The 15,464-nt window shown below is 56.8% G+C and carries 13 protein-coding genes; 8 read left to right on the forward strand and 5 right to left on the reverse strand.

All coding sequences use genetic code 11. The features are described 5' to 3' along the window. Positions 1–69: 69 nt before the first annotated feature. Positions 70–813: a 3'(2'),5'-bisphosphate nucleotidase CysQ gene (cysQ, locus tag ET34_RS0109870; RefSeq protein ID WP_031521616.1), complete on the forward strand. Its 744-nt coding sequence runs from the start codon at positions 70–72 to the stop codon at positions 811–813. Here cysQ and ET34_RS0109875 read toward each other — a convergent pair. Beyond that, positions 803–1,360: a YtfJ family protein gene (locus ET34_RS0109875; RefSeq protein WP_031521618.1), complete on the reverse strand. Its 558-nt coding sequence runs from the start codon at positions 1,358–1,360 to the stop codon at positions 803–805. The two genes, cysQ and ET34_RS0109875, sit on opposite strands and share 11 nt — an antisense overlap. Positions 1,361–1,689: 329 nt before the next feature. Between ET34_RS0109875 and ET34_RS0109880 the strand changes: the two genes are divergently transcribed. Then, on the forward strand, positions 1,690–1,896 hold the full coding sequence (locus ET34_RS0109880) for a DUF1107 domain-containing protein (RefSeq protein WP_024548455.1): 207 nt from the start codon (positions 1,690–1,692) through the stop codon (positions 1,894–1,896). A 70-nt stretch (positions 1,897–1,966) separates the two neighbouring features. Here the strand turns inward: ET34_RS0109880 and paeA are convergent, their stop codons facing one another. Then, positions 1,967–3,298 carry a polyamine export protein PaeA gene (paeA, locus tag ET34_RS0109885; RefSeq protein WP_031521620.1) on the reverse strand — a complete coding sequence of 444 codons (1,332 nt, stop codon included), beginning with the start codon at positions 3,296–3,298 and terminating at the stop codon, positions 1,967–1,969. A 541-nt stretch (positions 3,299–3,839) separates the two neighbouring features. On the opposite strand from paeA, the gene ET34_RS20945 reads away from it, so the two are divergent. Both ET34_RS20945 and ET34_RS0109895 read left to right on the forward strand, forming a co-directional pair. Next, positions 3,840–4,367, forward strand: a complete 528-nt coding sequence (locus tag ET34_RS20945; RefSeq protein ID WP_330217972.1) for a hypothetical protein — start codon at positions 3,840–3,842, stop codon at positions 4,365–4,367. Between the two features lie 7 nt (positions 4,368–4,374). Further along, positions 4,375–4,656 carry a hypothetical protein gene (locus ET34_RS0109895; protein WP_031521622.1) on the forward strand — a complete coding sequence of 94 codons (282 nt, stop codon included), beginning with the start codon at positions 4,375–4,377 and terminating at the stop codon, positions 4,654–4,656. 64 nt (positions 4,657–4,720) lie between these two features. On the opposite strand, the gene msrA is transcribed toward ET34_RS0109895, so the two are convergent. After that, a complete protein-coding gene (gene msrA, locus ET34_RS0109900; protein ID WP_031521625.1) occupies positions 4,721–5,368 on the reverse strand; it encodes a peptide-methionine (S)-S-oxide reductase MsrA in 648 nt (215 codons plus the stop codon). A 360-nt stretch (positions 5,369–5,728) separates the two neighbouring features. On the opposite strand from msrA, the gene tamA reads away from it, so the two are divergent. From tamA to ET34_RS0109915, 3 genes are read left to right on the forward strand one after another with little or no spacing between them, the layout of a single operon-like run. After that, positions 5,729–7,450: an autotransporter assembly complex protein TamA gene (gene tamA, locus ET34_RS0109905; RefSeq protein ID WP_201770430.1), complete on the forward strand. Its 1,722-nt coding sequence runs from the start codon at positions 5,729–5,731 to the stop codon at positions 7,448–7,450. Further along, entirely contained in the window at positions 7,447–11,223 is a 3,777-nt protein-coding gene (gene tamB, locus ET34_RS0109910; protein WP_031521628.1) for an autotransporter assembly complex protein TamB, read from the forward strand. The genes tamA and tamB overlap by 4 nt, the downstream gene beginning before the upstream one ends. Positions 11,224–11,225: 2 nt before the next feature. Continuing rightward, positions 11,226–11,567: a gamma-glutamylcyclotransferase family protein gene (locus ET34_RS0109915; protein ID WP_035891124.1), complete on the forward strand. Its 342-nt coding sequence runs from the start codon at positions 11,226–11,228 to the stop codon at positions 11,565–11,567. Between the two features lie 83 nt (positions 11,568–11,650). Here the strand turns inward: ET34_RS0109915 and ET34_RS0109920 are convergent, their stop codons facing one another. Together ET34_RS0109920 and ppa are read right to left on the reverse strand one after the other, a co-directional pair. Continuing rightward, a complete protein-coding gene (locus tag ET34_RS0109920; RefSeq protein WP_031521631.1) occupies positions 11,651–13,240 on the reverse strand; it encodes a methyl-accepting chemotaxis protein in 1,590 nt (529 codons plus the stop codon). Positions 13,241–13,469: 229 nt separating this feature from the next. Continuing rightward, positions 13,470–14,000 carry an inorganic diphosphatase gene (ppa, locus tag ET34_RS0109925; protein WP_024550899.1) on the reverse strand — a complete coding sequence of 177 codons (531 nt, stop codon included), beginning with the start codon at positions 13,998–14,000 and terminating at the stop codon, positions 13,470–13,472. 401 nt (positions 14,001–14,401) lie between these two features. On the opposite strand from ppa, the gene ytfQ reads away from it, so the two are divergent. Continuing rightward, on the forward strand, positions 14,402–15,358 hold the full coding sequence (ytfQ, locus tag ET34_RS0109930) for a galactofuranose ABC transporter, galactofuranose-binding protein YtfQ (RefSeq protein WP_031521634.1): 957 nt from the start codon (positions 14,402–14,404) through the stop codon (positions 15,356–15,358). Positions 15,359–15,464 lie beyond the last annotated feature (106 nt).

Raw genomic sequence — 15,464 nt, forward strand, 5'->3', positions numbered from 1 at the left:
CTATGACGCAAAAACAATGAGTTATTCATAAGCAGCCCCTGCTGGCTGCGGCACAACATGAGGTGGACGATGTTAGAACAAATTTGCCAACTGGCGCGTGAGGCAGGAGAGGCCATCATGCAGGTTTACCAGGGTGAGCAACCGCTGGAGGCCACCAGTAAGCTGGACGACTCTCCCGTCACCGCCGCCGATATCGCCGCGCACCGTATTATTGTCGCCGGGCTACAGGCGCTGGCGGCGGACATTCCGGTGATCTCAGAAGAAGATCCGCCGGCATGGGATGTGCGTAAAAGCTGGAACCGCTACTGGCTGGTGGACCCGCTGGACGGCACCAAAGAGTTCCTGAAGCGTAACGGTGAGTTCACGGTGAACATTGCCCTGATAGAGGACGGCAAGCCGGTAATGGGCGTGGTCTATGCCCCGGTGCTGAATACGCTGTATGCCGCGGCGGATGGCAAAGCCTGGAAAGAGGAGTGCGGCGTGCGCAAAGAGATTCAGGTACGGGAGGCGCGTCCGCCGCTGGTGGTGGTCAGCCGCTCGCACGGGAATAACGCTGAGTTGCAGGAGTATCTTGAACAGCTGGGCGAGCATCAGACGACGGCCGTCGGCTCCTCGCTGAAGTTTTGCCTGGTGGCAGAGGGGCAGGCCCAGCTTTATCCGCGCTTCGGGCCGACCAACATCTGGGATACCGCCGCAGGCCATGCGGTCGCTATGGCCGCCGGGGCGCAGGTTCACGACTGGCAGGGGAAAACCCTCGACTACACTCCGCGTGAATCCTTCCTCAACCCCGGCTTCCGCGTCTCTATTTACTGAGCAGCTTATGCAGCAGGCTGACGACCTGCTGCACTTCATCCTGCGTCAGTCCGCCATCTTTGGCGAACTGCACGCGCCCGTCTTTATCGAGCACCACCACCGCAGAACCTTCCTCTTCCAGCTGCCATGCCCCGCGCGCCGCGCCGTTTTCATCAACCACGATCTGCGACCACGGGAACTGTTTCTTATTGGTCTCCAGCGCGCTGCGCACAAACATGCCGGAGCCAGGAATCACATCATCGGTGTTAACGATAGTGGTGGTCTGGTAGGTGTCATGCGGCAGATTCGCGGCTTTGATGGCCTCAATTACGCCGGCGTTTTTCTCTTTGGCTGAGGTTCTTCCCGCCATGTGAAGCAGAACACGAACTTTTCCCGGCAGCTGCGCGCTATTCCAGTTTTTGTAGCTAAACTTATCGTTATCCAGCATCAGCTCTCCTCTGTCGTTGATGCCGACAGGCGAGACCCGCTGATGTTGCTGAAAGTTATGCGCCGAGGCCAGAAGCGGCATCAGCAAGAGGGTAACTACCAGGGTACCGCGCAGGATCATGGTTAACTCCATAAGGTTGTTGAATAAGTGATCGGACCACTCCGCCGACCCTGTTAAAGCATATGTGCTATCCCGCCGCTTTTCCCGCAACCTTGATGCCAGTTTGCGCGCAATCGCACAGAACAGCACAAAAATGGCGTCTTATTCTGGCGTAGGTTTGTTACTGAAAAGAATACTCTTAAAAAATGTCATCAAAAGGTAAAAAAACTTATAGAGACTGTGTCTCCTGAGTTTTGTGGTCTATAGTCATCTGGCTATAAATTTTGCGCCTGTCCCTGTCGGACCAAGAGTGGCTCCGCTGAGGCGTAATACTAAGCAGGAGTAAAAAAGTGAAAATCTTCCAACGGTACAACCCACTGCAGGTGGCGAAGTACGTGAAAATCCTGTTCCGTGGACGGTTATACATCAAGGACGTAGGCGCTTTTGAGTTCGATAAGGGCAAAATCCTTATCCCGAAAGTGAAAGACAAACAGCATCTGTCTGTGATGTCTGAAGTTAACCGTCAGGTTACGCGTCTGCATACCGAGATGGCGTAACCACAACGTGCTATGCAGTAAACAGCAGTAAATCAAAACGGCCCCGATGGGGCCGTTGATGTTTGTGCGGTCAGGCGCTGGTATTCGCGTCAGGAAGCTTCGGCGTCAGCGGCGAGGTTTTGGTATCGAGCCGCGTGACCAGCAGCTGGTCGATGCGGAAGTTGTCGATATCCACCACTTCGAATTTGTAGCCAGAGAACTTCACCGAATCGGTGCGTTTCGGGATTTTACGCAGCATGAACATCATAAAGCCGCCGATGGTCTCGTAGTTGCCGGACTGCGGGAAGTCGTCGATATCCAGCACGCGCATCACGTCATCAATCGGCGTACCGCCCTCGACCAGCCACGAGTTCTCATCACGCGCCACGATCTGCTCTTCCATCCCCTGGCCCACCAGGTCGCCCATCAGCGTGGTCATGACGTCGTTCAGGGTGATGATGCCTACCACCAGCGCGTATTCGTTCATGATCACCGCGAAGTCTTCACCGGCGGTTTTAAAGCTTTCCAGCGCTTCAGAGAGCGTGAGGGTGTCCGGCACAATCAGGGTATTGCGGATCTGCACGCCGCTGGTGAGTTTCAGGCTCTGGTTGCCCAGCACGCGGTTCAGCAGCTCTTTTGAATCGACATAGCCGACAATGTGGTCGATATCCTGATTGCACACCAGGAACTTGGAGTGCGGATGCTCGGCCACTTTGTTCTTCAGGCTCTGCTCGTCTTCATGCAGATCGAACCAGATGATGTTTTCGCGCGAGGTCATCGACGACGGCACGGTACGCGACTCCAGCTCAAACACGTTCTCAATCAGCTCGTGCTCCTGCTTGCGCAGCACCCCAGCCAGCGCGCCGGCTTCCACTACCGCATAGATATCATCGGAAGTGATGTCGTCCTTACGCACCATCGGCAACTTGAAGATGCGGAAGATGATGTTTGCCATGCCGTTAAAGAACCAGACCAGCGGCCGGAACAGGAACAGGCAGAAGCGCATCGGGTTGATGATGCGCAAAGCCACGGCTTCTGGCGCAATCATACCGATGCGTTTCGGGGTGAGGTCGGCAAACAGAATGAACAGGCTGGTCACCAGCGTAAAGGAGAGAATAAAGCTGAACTGATCTGCCAGTTCCGGCGACATAAAGTTGTCGAGTACGCTGCGGAACACCGGGGAAAATGCCGCGTCGCCGATGATACCGCCAAGAATGGCGACGGCGTTGAGACCGATCTGCACCACAGTGAAGAAGGTGCCTGGCGTTTCCTGCATTTTAAGGATGCGCATGGCATTGATGTTGCCATCGTCAGCCAGCAGCTTAAGTTTGATTTTTCGCGAAGCGGCCAGCGAGATCTCAGAGAGTGAGAAGAACGCACTGACGGCGATGAGAGCAAGTATCAGTAGAATACTGTTTAACATATCTTATCCAGCCTGCAGGCCAGATCCTCGGAAGGGAAAGTTGAAAAATCCATGTGGTAACCACGTGAAAAATGGGGTCAAAAACCACGATAGCCCATAATTTCAACGGCTAGTATAGCAGCAGGGCGGGAAGGGCTGCCAGAGGGGAGTGATGAGGGGGTGTGCGCAACCGTGTAGATAGCCTCGTGACCGGCCTGTACCGGAAAGAAGATTTCAAACCCAGCACGGTATCTGAAGGTGGACGGTAAATAACATAAAATATAAATCACTTCACGCAGAATTCTGATTTATCTTCACTCCGTAATAATAAATTTGAAGGTTCAGTCATCGACCCAGATAATTTACTCCCAACGCGTGCTGCGCTTGAGGAAAACGCATACACCCTGCATGGAGTGATTATGAATGGAATAACGGTTACGTTTGACTGTAAGAATAAATTCCGGGCGCCGACCTGGGGATTAGTGGATTTATTTAAATGGAAAGTGTTATCGAAGCAACTCGGCGGCGGCATTGATTATATTCAGGAATTCAAAAATGCCTGGTGAGGTTTAATAAGCAAAACATCAGGGCAGCGGCGCAGAAGCAGCGTTTACCCGCTGAGTTAATTGCTGGCGTTTGTTGGATCGAGGTGGCAGGCGACCCAAATTTTATCGATCGCGTCGCTTTTATCGCCAGACTGATTGACTGGAGTGGGCCTTCCATCGTCGATAAAACGCTCACGCAAACGAGCCCACCAGAAAAAACCTCCTTCGGCTCGGTCAGTATGCAGTTGCGTACCGCTGCCCATACGCTTGGGCTTAACCCAGCTGATTTGAGTCTCCTGCAGCTAACCCAACTGGCATCATGTCTGGAGTATGACGCTTTCAACATTGATATCGTTGCCAGACACCTTCGCCAGTTAGCAAATCAAGACGGATTTACTGGTGAAATAAACAGAGACCAGGTACGCATAATTGGTGCGCGTTACAACCGCGGCAGTGCGCTGACGCTTGATGCAATCAGAAAAAACACCAGCTACGGCGATTTTATTGTCAGCAACTGGAACCATTATTCACAGCTGCTATGGTGATGTAAAAATGAATAAGTACTGGCGAACGGATATATATCTTACCTATCTGGCAGGGATTGTGTTGCTTATGCTTTTTTCTGGCTCGAAATATGAGTGGATGTCAGAGGTTGACCCTGGCGTATCACCTTCTCTTATTGCGCAAGATAGCGATAACCGCATGTTATTTCGTATCCTGATCCTGATAGTCATTACCGGGGCACAGTTAATTATTATGCTGAAATCGCTATTGCTCCCCGAACGTACCCTGTCATTAATACTGGTTGTGTTAGCGTTAATTCTGGCTTTTTGAATTACCTCACCTCAGTCAGGCTGAAAAATCAAAAGCGCCGCAGTGCGGCGCTTTTACAGTGGAATCAGCCAGCGTTTAACTGCGGCGGCAGGCAGACACCAATCCCGCCGATACCGCAGTAGCCATACGGTTTTTTGTGCAGATACTGCTGGTGGTCGTCTTCCGCGTAATAGAACGGCGTTGCCTCGGCGATTTCCGTGGTGATGCGGCGATCGTCACCGGCCGCGTCCATCGCCGCCTGGAAACGCGCCAGGCTGGCGCGGGCAGCGGCATCCTGTTCTGCGGTCAGCGGATAAATCGCCGAGCGGTACTGGGTACCGTGGTCGTTACCCTGACGCATGCCCTGGGCCGGATCGTGGTTTTCCCAGAACACCTGCAGCAGCTGCTCATAAGAGACTACGGACGGGTCGTACACCACGCGCACCGCTTCAGCATGACCGGTCTGGCCGGAGCACACTTCACGATAGGTCGGGTTTGGCGTATAGCCACCGGTGTAGCCCGCCGCGGTGCTGTAGACTCCCGGCAGCGCCCAGAACAGGCGCTCCACGCCCCAGAAGCAGCCCATCGCGAACAGCGCAACGTCCATCCCTTCCGGCACGTTAGTCATCGAGTGGCCATTAACCGCATGCAGGGTGGCAACCGGCATCGGCGTGCTGCGGCCGGGCAGCGCTTCGTCGCTGGATACGAGGTGTTTCTTATCAAATAACGTCACAATAGTGGTCTCCCGCGAATGAATGAAGTGTTAACAACCTTTACTAAGGTTGTCACAGGGTGCCTGTTTGCGGACAATACGCTTTCGCTTTAAGCGAAACGTACTGAAGGCGATTACTGCGGCAGCCAAACGGCGGCGCGGGTCATCAGGGTATGGTCTGCGCGTGTTCGCTCACGTAAAGCGAGACGCAGCGTGACTTTTGCCGCACACCGCCTAAATTAAAACATAAGAAATATTTGGGTGATCGTCTGTTTTTCAACTCCGGTTGTTGGAGTTTTGTTACGCCGCGGAGCGGTACCACGTTTCCTTCAGGGGTGGAAACAAGGATATTCAGGAGAGAACGTGCCACGATTCCGTCTTATGTGTATTGCCAGCCTGCTGCTGGCATCGGGTGCCGCGAGCGCGGCGTCGGTGCGGTTGCAGGTTGAAGGGTTATCCGGCGCGCTGGAAAAAAACGTCCGCGCTCAGCTCTCGACTATCCAGAGCGACGAGGTCACGCCAGACCGTCGTTTTCAGGCGCGCGTTGATGATGCGATAAGAGAAGGGCTGAAAGCCCTCGGCTACTACGAACCGACGATTGATTTCGAACTGCGTCCGCCGCCGGCTAACGGCGGTCGGCAGGTGCTGCTGGCAAAAGTCACTGCCGGCGAGCCGGTGCGTATCGGCGGCACGGATGTGATCCTGCGCGGCGGTGCGCGTGATGATAAAGATTTTATCGGCCTGCTGAAAAAACGCCCGGCGGTGGGCACGGTACTGAATCACAACGACTACGACAGCTTCAAAAAAGGACTCACCAGCGTCGCACTGCGCAAGGGCTACTTCGACAGCGCTTATAAGAAAAGCCAGCTCGGGGTGGCGGTGGAGCGTCGTCAGGCGTTCTGGGATATCGACTACGACAGCGGCCAGCGCTACCGTTTTGGGCCGGTAACCTTCCGGAACTCGCAGATCCGCGATGAATACCTGCAAAACCTGGTGCCGTTCGATGAGGGCGACTACTACACCTCCAGCGATCTCGCCGAGCTGAACCGTCGGCTCTCCGCAACCGGCTGGTTTAATTCGGTGGTGGTAGCCCCGGAGTTCGAAAAATCCCGCAAAACCAAAATCCTGCCGCTGCAGGGCGTGGTTTCGCCACGCACCCAGAACACCATTGAAACCGGGGTGGGGTACTCCACCGATGTCGGGCCACGCCTGAAAGCGACCTGGCGCAAGCCCTGGATTAACTCATACGGCCACAGCTTCACTACCAGCGCCAGCATCTCCGCGCCGGAGCAGCAGCTTGATTTCAGCTACAAAATTCCGCTGCTGAAAAATCCGCTGGAGCAGTATTACCTGGTGCAGGGCGGCCTGAAACGCACCGATTTAAATGATACCGAAGCTGACTCCACCACCCTGGCGGTGTCGCGCTACTGGGATCTCTCCAGCGGCTGGCAGCGAGCCATCAACCTGCGCTGGAGCCTCGATCACTTTACCCAGGCCGATGTCACCCACACCACCATGCTGTTCTATCCGGGCGTAATGATAAGCCGTACCCGCTCGCGCGGCGGGCTGATGCCCACCTGGGGCGATTCACAGCGTTATTCGGTGGATTACTCTAATACCGCATGGGGATCCGATGTGGACTTCGTGGTGTGGCAGGCGCAGAACGTCTGGATCCGCACCCTGCAGGATCGCCACCGCTTCGTGGTGCGCGGCAACCTGGGCTGGATCGAAACCGGTGATTTCGACCGTGTCCCGCCCGATCTGCGCTTCTTCGCCGGGGGCGATCGCAGCATTCGCGGCTACAAATATAAATCCATCTCGCCGGAAGACAGCGAAGGTAAGCTGACCGGGGCGTCAAAGCTTGCCACCGGATCGCTGGAGTATCAGTACAACGTCACCGGCAAGTGGTGGGGCGCCGCGTTTATCGATTCGGGTGAAGCGGTGATGGACATTCGCCGTAGCAACTTCAAAACCGGGGCCGGTGTCGGCGTGCGCTGGCAGTCGCCGGTAGGCCCGATCAAGCTTGATTTCGCCGTCCCCATCGGTGACGAAGAGAAGAAAAACGATCTGCAGTTCTACATCGGTCTGGGACCTGAATTATGAGTTTATGGAAGAAAATCAGCCTCGGCATCCTGGTGTTTATCCTGCTGCTGCTGGGCACCGTGGCCTTTCTGGTGGGCACCACCACCGGGCTTCACCTGCTGTTTAATGCCGCGAACCGCTGGGTGCCGGGGCTGGAAATCGGCTCTGTTACCGGCGGATGGCGCGACCTGACGCTGCAAAATATTCGCTATGACCAGCCGGGGGTAAGCGTCAACGCCGGGCGGATACACCTCGGCGTGAAGCTGGCCTGCCTGCGCGACAGCAGCCTGTGCGTCAACGATCTGTCGCTGAGCGACATCAACGTGGTGGTGGACACCAAAAAGATGCCGCCTGCCGCCCAGGTGGAAGAGGAGGAGAGCGGCCCGCTTGATCTCTCGACGCCATATCCCATCACCCTGAGCCGGGTAGCGCTCAACAACATCAACATCAAAATCGACGACACCCTGGTGTCGGTGATGGATTTCACCTCCGGCCTGAACTGGCAGGAGAAAAACCTGACGCTGCGCCCGACCACCCTGCAGGGCTTGCTGATCGCGCTGCCGGAAGTCGCGGAAGTGGCGCAGGAAGAGGTGGTGGATCCGAAAATCAATCAGCCGAAGCCGGACGAGAAACCGCTTGGCGAGACGCTGAAAGACCTGTTCGCCAAACCGGTGCTGCCGGAGATGACCGATGTCCATCTTCCGCTCAACCTGAATATTGAGTCGTTTCGCGGCGAGCAGCTGCGCGTCACCGGTCCGACCGAGCTGACGGTGCGCAACCTGCTGCTGAAGGTGAGCAGCATTGATGGCAAAACCTCCCTCGACACGCTGGATATCGACGCCAACCAGGGCACGCTCAATGCCACCGGCACCGCCGAGCTGCGCAACAGCTGGCCGGTGGATCTCACCCTCAACAGCACGCTCAACGTCGAGCCGCTGAAGGGCGAGAAGGTGAAGCTGAAAATCGGCGGGGCGCTGCGCGAGCAGCTTGACGTCGGGGTGAATCTCTCTGGCCCTGTAGATATGGCGCTGCGCGCCCAGACGCGGCTGGCGGAAGCCGGGCTGCCGCTTAATCTGGATATCACCAGCGAGCAGCTCTACTGGCCGTTTACCGGCGAACGGCAGTATCAGGCCGACGATCTGAAGCTGAAGCTCAGCGGCAAAATGACCGACTACGCGCTGTCGTTTAAAACCGCCGTGCGCGGCGCGCAGATCCCGCCGGCCACCATCACGCTCGATGCCAAAGGTAACGAGCAGCAGATTAACCTCGACAGCCTGCGCGTGGCGGCGCTGGAAGGCACCACCGAGCTGAAAGCCCTGCTCGACTGGCAGCAGGCGATCAGCTGGCGTGGCGATTTGACGCTCAAAGGCATCGATACCGCGAAAGCCTTCCCGGAGTGGCCGGCAAAACTGAACGGCCTGATGAAGATGCGCGGCAGCCTCTATGGCGGCACCTGGCAGCTTGATGTGCCGGAGCTGAAGCTGGACGGCAACGTGAAGCAGAACCGCGTGAAGGTCGCCGGTCAGCTTAAGGGCAACAGCTATCTGCAGTGGACCATTCCGGATCTGCATCTGGAGCTTGGCCCTAACAGCGCCGATGTGAAGGGCGAGCTGGGGGTAAAAGAGCTGGCGCTGGACGCGAAGATTGATGCCCCCAATCTGAATAATGCGCTGCCGGGTCTTGGCGGCACGGCGAAAGGGCTTGTCAACATTCGCGGCACCGTGGATGCGCCGGAGCTGCAGGCGGACGTTACCGCCCGCGGGCTGCGCTGGCAGGAACTGAGCGTGGCTCAGATGCAGCTGAAAGGGGATGTTAAGTCTACCGACCAACTGGGCGGCAAGCTGAATCTGCGCGTGGAGCGCGTGGTGCAGCCGGGCGTGAATATCGGTCTGGTGACGCTGGATGCCAGCGGCAGCGAGAAGCAGCATAAGCTGGCGCTGCGCGTGCAGGGCGAGCCGGTAGCGGGCCAATTGAATCTTGAAGGCAGCTTCGATCGCGCTGAACAGCGCTGGCGCGGCAACCTGAACAATACCCGTTTCGACACGCCGGTAGGCCCGTGGTCGATCAGCCGCGCTATCGCGCTCGATTACCGCGGTAAAGAGCAGAAGGTCAGCATCGGGCCGCACTGCTGGAATAACCCGAACGCCCAGCTGTGCGTGCCGCAGACCATCGACGCGGGCGCCGCGGGGCGTGCCCAGGTGAACCTCAACCGTTTCGACCTGGCGATGCTGAAACCCTTTATGCCGGAAACCACTCAGGCCAGCGGCGTCTTTACCGGGAATGCGGATGTCAGCTGGGATACCACCCAGGAAGGGCTGCCGCAGGGGCAGGTTCGCCTGGCCGGGCGCGGCGTGAAGGTGACCCAGACGGTGAACGATGCGGCGCTGCCGGTAGCCTTTGATACGCTCAACCTCAACGCCGAGCTGCGTAACAACCGCGCCCGTCTCGACTGGCTGATTCGCCTGGCGAACAACGGCCAGTTTGACGGCCAGGTCGAGGTTACCGACCCGCAGAACCGCCGCAATCTCGGCGGTAACATCAACATCCGCAACTTCTCGCTGGCGATGGTGAACCCGATCTTCTCCCGTGGCGAGAAGGTGACCGGTACGCTGGGGGCCAGCCTGCGCCTCGGCGGCAACGTTGAGCAGCCGCAGCTGTTCGGGCAGATGCAGCTCAATGGCGCAGAGGTTGACGGAAACTTTATGCCGTTCGACATGCAGCCGAGCCAGCTGGCGCTGAACTTCAACGGCATGAGTTCCACCCTGCAGGGCGTGGTGCGCACCCGCCAGGGTGAAATCGCCCTGAGCGGCGACGCCAACTGGAGCCAGATCGATAACTGGCGGGCGCGTATTGCCGCCAAAGGCAGCCGGGTACGCATTACCGTGCCGCCGATGGTACGGCTCGACGTCTCGCCGGATGTGGTGTTTGAAGCCACGCCGAACCTGTTTACGCTGGATGGCCGCGTTGATGTGCCCTGGGCGCGTATCGTAGTGCATGAGTTGCCGGAGAGCGCGGTCGGTGTCTCCAGCGATGAGGTGCTGCTCGATAACAACCTTAAGCCGGAAGAGACGCAGAGCGCGGGAATTCCGATTAACAGCAACCTGATCGTCCACGTCGGCAATAACGTGCGGCTCGACGCCTTCGGGCTGAAAGCGCGCCTTACCGGCGATCTGAAAGTGGCGCAGGACAGCCAGGGGCTGGGGCTTAACGGCCAGATCAACATCCCGGAAGGGCGCTTCCATGCCTACGGCCAGGATTTGATTGTGCGCAAGGGCGAGCTGCTGTTCTCCGGCCCGCCGGACCAGCCGTTGCTGAATATCGAAGCGATTCGTAACCCGGACGCCACGGAAAATGACGTTATTGCCGGCGTCAGGGTGACCGGGTCGGCGGATGAGCCGAAGGCAGAAGTGTTCTCCGATCCGGCGATGTCGCAGCAGGAAGCCTTGTCCTACCTGCTTCGCGGCCAGGGTCTGGAGAGTACGCAGAGCGACAGCGAAGCCATGACCTCCATGCTTATTGGCTTGGGGGTTGCACAAAGTGGGCAGGTTGTGGGTAAAATCGGCGAGACGTTTGGCGTAAGCAATCTGGCGCTGGACACCGAAGGGGTGGGCGACTCCTCCCAGGTGGTGGTCAGCGGCTATGTGCTGCCGGGTCTGCAGGTGAAATATGGGGTGGGCATTTTTGACTCTCTGGCGACGCTTACCCTACGCTATCGCCTGATGCCTAAGCTATATCTGGAAGCCGTGTCTGGGGTCGATCAGGCACTCGATTTGCTCTATCAGTTCGAGTTTTAGCAATGCGAATATTTGTCTACGGCAGTTTACGACGCAAACAAGGCAACAGCCACTGGATGACCAACGCCCAGTGGCTGGGGGACTTCGACGTCGATAACTATCAGCTTTTTAGCCTGGGCCACTATCCGGGCGCGGTACCTGGCGAAGGTAGCGTGAAAGGCGAAGTGTATCGAATCGATGCCAGCACCCTCGCTGAGCTTGATGCCCTGCGCACCGCACGCGGTGAATATAAGCGTCAGCTGATTCAGACGCCGTATGGAAGTGCATGGATGTACGTGTACCAACATTCGGTCGCTGGACGCACAAGAATAGAAAGCGGGAACTGGTTAGACAGAACCCCGTAATAAAACGCACAACGCCACCTTCGGGTGGCGTTGTTTTTTTGGGGCTGTTACTCGCTGTGGTTATCCGTTTTACGTTTAACGCATCAGGCGTGGTCGACCGCACCGCGCAGTTTGAATACGCTAACCGACGCCAGCAGACGTTCCGCCTGACTATGCATCGACTGCGCTGCGCTGGACGACTCCTGAGACAGCGTGGCGTTTTGCTGGGTAGCGGCATCCATGTGCGTCACGGCCACATTCACCTGGTCGATACCCGTGCTCTGTTCATGGCTCGCCATTGAGATGGTGTCGATGAGCTCGCTCACCTGCTTCACGCGCTGCAGGATCTCGTCCATCGCATCTCCCGCCTCTTTCACCAGCTGATTACCGTCGGCGATACGTGATACCGAGCGGTCGATCAGCACGCGAATATCCTGGGCGGCCGAGGCCGAGCGCTGCGCCAGGGCGCGAACTTCGGCGGCGACCACGGCGAAACCGCGCCCTTCAGTGCCGGCTCGCGCGGCTTCCACCGCAGCGTTGAGCGCCAGAATGTTGGTCTGGAAGGCGATGCTGTCGATCACGCTGATGATGCTGTTGATTTCGGTGGAGAACTGATGGATCTCGCTCATGGTGTGGACGACTTTCTCTACCGCATCGCCGCCCTGGCCCGCGACGTCGCAGGCATTGCGCGCCAGCGTGCTGGCGTGGCGCGAGTTATCAGCATTGTTCTTCACTACCGAGGTCAGTTCTTCCATTGAGGCCGCCGTCTGCTCCAGCGCGCTGGCCTGCGCCTCATTGCGTGATGACAGCTCGCGGCTGCCCTGCGCGATTTGTGCGGAAGCCGTGGCGATGGTTTCGGTGCCTTCGCGCACGCCATAGACGATGTCGGTCAGGTTATGGTTCATCTCGCGCAGCGCGCGCATCAGCTCGGCGGTTTCATCACGCCCGGTTACCGGAATATCGGCCTGCAGATCGCCGGCGGCAACGGTGCGGGCGATGTTTACCGCCTGGGCCAGCGGACGGGTAATGCTGCGGATCAGCCACATGGTGATCAGCGCCCCGACAATTAGCGTGAACGCCATGGCGATAACCAGCATCAGCCGTGTTTTCTCAAACTGCGCCAGGTTGCGGGCGTCAATCTGCTGATGCAGCTGCGCAGCGTGGGCGAGGGTGGCCGCCACCAGATCGTCGATCATCTTCGTCGGCTGGCGGTCGATACCGGTCACCAGTTTATCGACGTGCTGCGAGCTGTTGATATCACCTGGCACGTACTGCTTCAGCGCCGCACTGTATTCCCGCTCCAGCTGGGCATGCAGTGTGCGGGTCTGCTGCGCTGTGGCGGTGTCCATACCGAGCTGCGGCAGCAGGGTGATCAGCTGCGCAAGCAGCGCCTGGGTTTTCTCGCTCTGCGCCACAAAGGCGGTGTGATACTTCGTGAACGCTTCCTCCCCCTGGGTGCCGCGCAGCAGCGTGTTCTTCCACTCCTGAACCTGGATTTTGAACTGCACCTGCGCATTTCTGGCGGTATCGATACTCTGCGCGATCAGCATCTGGGTACGCATGGTGTCATTGCTCTGCGCCAGGCTGTCGGCGTTAATGGTGATGCCGCGCAGGCCAATGAACAGCGTAGCGAGCAGCAGCAGGGTAGCCAGCAAGCCGAGGCGCTGTCCGATGGTGAGATGATTGAGTTTCATAGATGATTTCCGAGGTGAACATCAAACCCGACTTAACCGGGGCTTAAGCCGATGTTATCGGAAATTAAGTATAAGACTTTATAAAAACGGCGGGAAATTTACGTTTAAATACAGGATCTGGCGGTGATATGTCGTGATATCAGGGTTTTATTGCAGTTATATGACAAGAATATGACAGCACAAACAAAAACACCGCCCGAAGGCGGTGCTTTTTGCGTAAGCGGAAGAATTACTTCTTCGCAGCACGCTCGAAGGAGGCAACGATCTCTGCTTTCGCAGCAGCGGCGTCGGCCCAGCCTTCAACTTTAACCCATTTGCCTTTTTCGAGATCTTTGTAGTGCTCGAAGAAGTGGCCGATCTGCGCTTTCAGCAGTTCCGGCAGGTCGTTCACGTCTTTGATGTGATCGTATTCTTTGCTCAGCTTGGTGTGCGGAACGGCAACCAGCTTGGCATCTTCGCCCGCTTCGTCAGTCATTTTCAGCACGCCAACCGGACGGCAGCGAATAACAGAACCCGGCTGCAGCGGGTACGGGGTCGGGACCAGGACGTCAACCGGGTCGCCATCCAGAGACAGGGTGTTGTTGATGTAACCGTAGTTGCACGGATAGAACATCGCGGTGGACATGAAACGGTCAACAAACAGCGCACCGGTGTCTTTGTCGATTTCGTATTTGATTGGATCTGCGTTGGCAGGGATTTCGATAACAACGTAGATATCTTCTGGCAGATCTTTACCCGCCGGAACGTTGAGAAGGCTCATGTCTGTTTCCTTAAAATGTATGGCAAACAAGTGCCGGGTATTATAGCTAACTGCGGCTAATTGTCTCAGGTTGTTTTTACCCGCGGGCGGCCCGCGGCCTGTTTTTCAGAACGTTATTCGGAGTGATTTGTCCATAATCACAGCCGCATCATTTATAAATTCTTGTAACCGCTTACAAAGCGCGTTTTTTTGCGCATATCGCTATAACTTTTTCCTCATCAGTGAGATAGCGGGCCAGGCGCGCCACTGCGCTTGTTCGCCGTCATGCCGCGCTATACCTGACTTTAACATTTTCGTTACTTTTTCGATTTGTGATGTAACGCATTCAGTTACATAGCACGTTGTCTATAGTCATCCCGCAGGTGAAGTCGTCACTCACACTACCCTACGAGGATAAAAATATGTGGAAGCGCTTACTTCTTGTCACAGCAGTGTCGGCGGCGATGTCGTCTTTCGCGATGGCCGCTCCATTAACCGTGGGATTCTCTCAGGTCGGCTCCGAATCGGGCTGGCGCGCAGCGGAAACGAACGTTGCCAAAAGCGAAGCTGAAAAGCGCGGCATCACGCTGAAAATCGCCGATGGGCAGCAGAAACAGGAAAATCAGATCAAAGCGGTGCGTTCGTTCATCGCTCAGGGCGTGGATGCCATCTTCATCGCACCGGTGGTGGCGACTGGCTGGCAACCGGTGCTGGAAGAAGCGAAAGACGCTGAAATCCCGGTTTTCCTGCTCGACCGCACCATTGATGTGAAAGATAAATCGCTCTACATGACCACCGTAACCGCAGACAACGTGCTGGAAGGGAAGCTTATCGGTGAGTGGCTGATCAAAACCGTAAACGGCAAGCCGTGTAACGTGGTGGAGCTGCAGGGTACGGTGGGTGCCAGCGTGGCCATCGACCGCAAGAAAGGCTTCGCGGAAGCCATCAGCAACGCCTCCAACATCAAAATCATCCGCTCTCAGTCCGGCGACTTTACTCGCTCTAAAGGCAAAGAGGTGATGGAAAGCTTTATCAAGGCTGAGAACAACGGCAAAAACATCTGCATGGTCTATGCCCATAACGACGACATGGCGATTGGCGCAATCCAGGCCATCAAAGAAGCCGGCCTGAAACCTGGCAAAGATATTCTCACCGGATCTATCGACGGCGTGCCGGACATCTTCAAAGCCATGATTGACGGCGAAGCCAACGCCAGCGTGGAGCTGACGCCAAACATGGCCGGGCCGGCGTTCGATGCGCTGGAAAAATTCAAAAAAGACGGCACCGAGCCTGAAAAAATGACCATGACCAAATCGACGCTCTACCTGCCGGATACGGCAAAAGAAGAGTTAGAGAAGAAGAAAAACATGGGGTACTGATCCCGCGTGGCGGCGGGTGCGCTGCGCTTATCCATCCCGACATTCAGGCTACATGGGTGGATAAGCGTTAGCGCATCCACGCTGTTGGCAGCATGCAGGCAGTGAG

The organism is Siccibacter colletis (assembly GCF_000696575.1).
Lineage (GTDB): Bacteria > Pseudomonadota > Gammaproteobacteria > Enterobacterales > Enterobacteriaceae > Siccibacter > Siccibacter colletis.

What these genes read in the sequence shown, in the direction of transcription:
- cysQ (WP_031521616.1), top strand. Translation starts at nt 70, where the DNA reads ATGTTAGAACAAATTTGCCAACTGGCGCGTGAGGCAGGAGAGGCCATC.
- ET34_RS0109875 (WP_031521618.1), bottom strand. Translation starts at nt 1,360, where the DNA reads ATGATCCTGCGCGGTACCCTGGTAGTTACCCTCTTGCTGATGCCGCTT.
- paeA (WP_031521620.1), bottom strand. Translation starts at nt 3,298, where the DNA reads ATGTTAAACAGTATTCTACTGATACTTGCTCTCATCGCCGTCAGTGCG.
- ET34_RS0109895 (WP_031521622.1), top strand. Translation starts at nt 4,375, where the DNA reads ATGAATAAGTACTGGCGAACGGATATATATCTTACCTATCTGGCAGGG.
- tamA (WP_201770430.1), top strand. Translation starts at nt 5,729, where the DNA reads ATGTGTATTGCCAGCCTGCTGCTGGCATCGGGTGCCGCGAGCGCGGCG.
- tamB (WP_031521628.1), top strand. Translation starts at nt 7,447, where the DNA reads ATGAGTTTATGGAAGAAAATCAGCCTCGGCATCCTGGTGTTTATCCTG.
- ET34_RS0109915 (WP_035891124.1), top strand. Translation starts at nt 11,226, where the DNA reads ATGCGAATATTTGTCTACGGCAGTTTACGACGCAAACAAGGCAACAGC.
- ET34_RS0109920 (WP_031521631.1), bottom strand. Translation starts at nt 13,240, where the DNA reads ATGAAACTCAATCATCTCACCATCGGACAGCGCCTCGGCTTGCTGGCT.
- ppa (WP_024550899.1), bottom strand. Translation starts at nt 14,000, where the DNA reads ATGAGCCTTCTCAACGTTCCGGCGGGTAAAGATCTGCCAGAAGATATC.
- ytfQ (WP_031521634.1), top strand. Translation starts at nt 14,402, where the DNA reads ATGTGGAAGCGCTTACTTCTTGTCACAGCAGTGTCGGCGGCGATGTCG.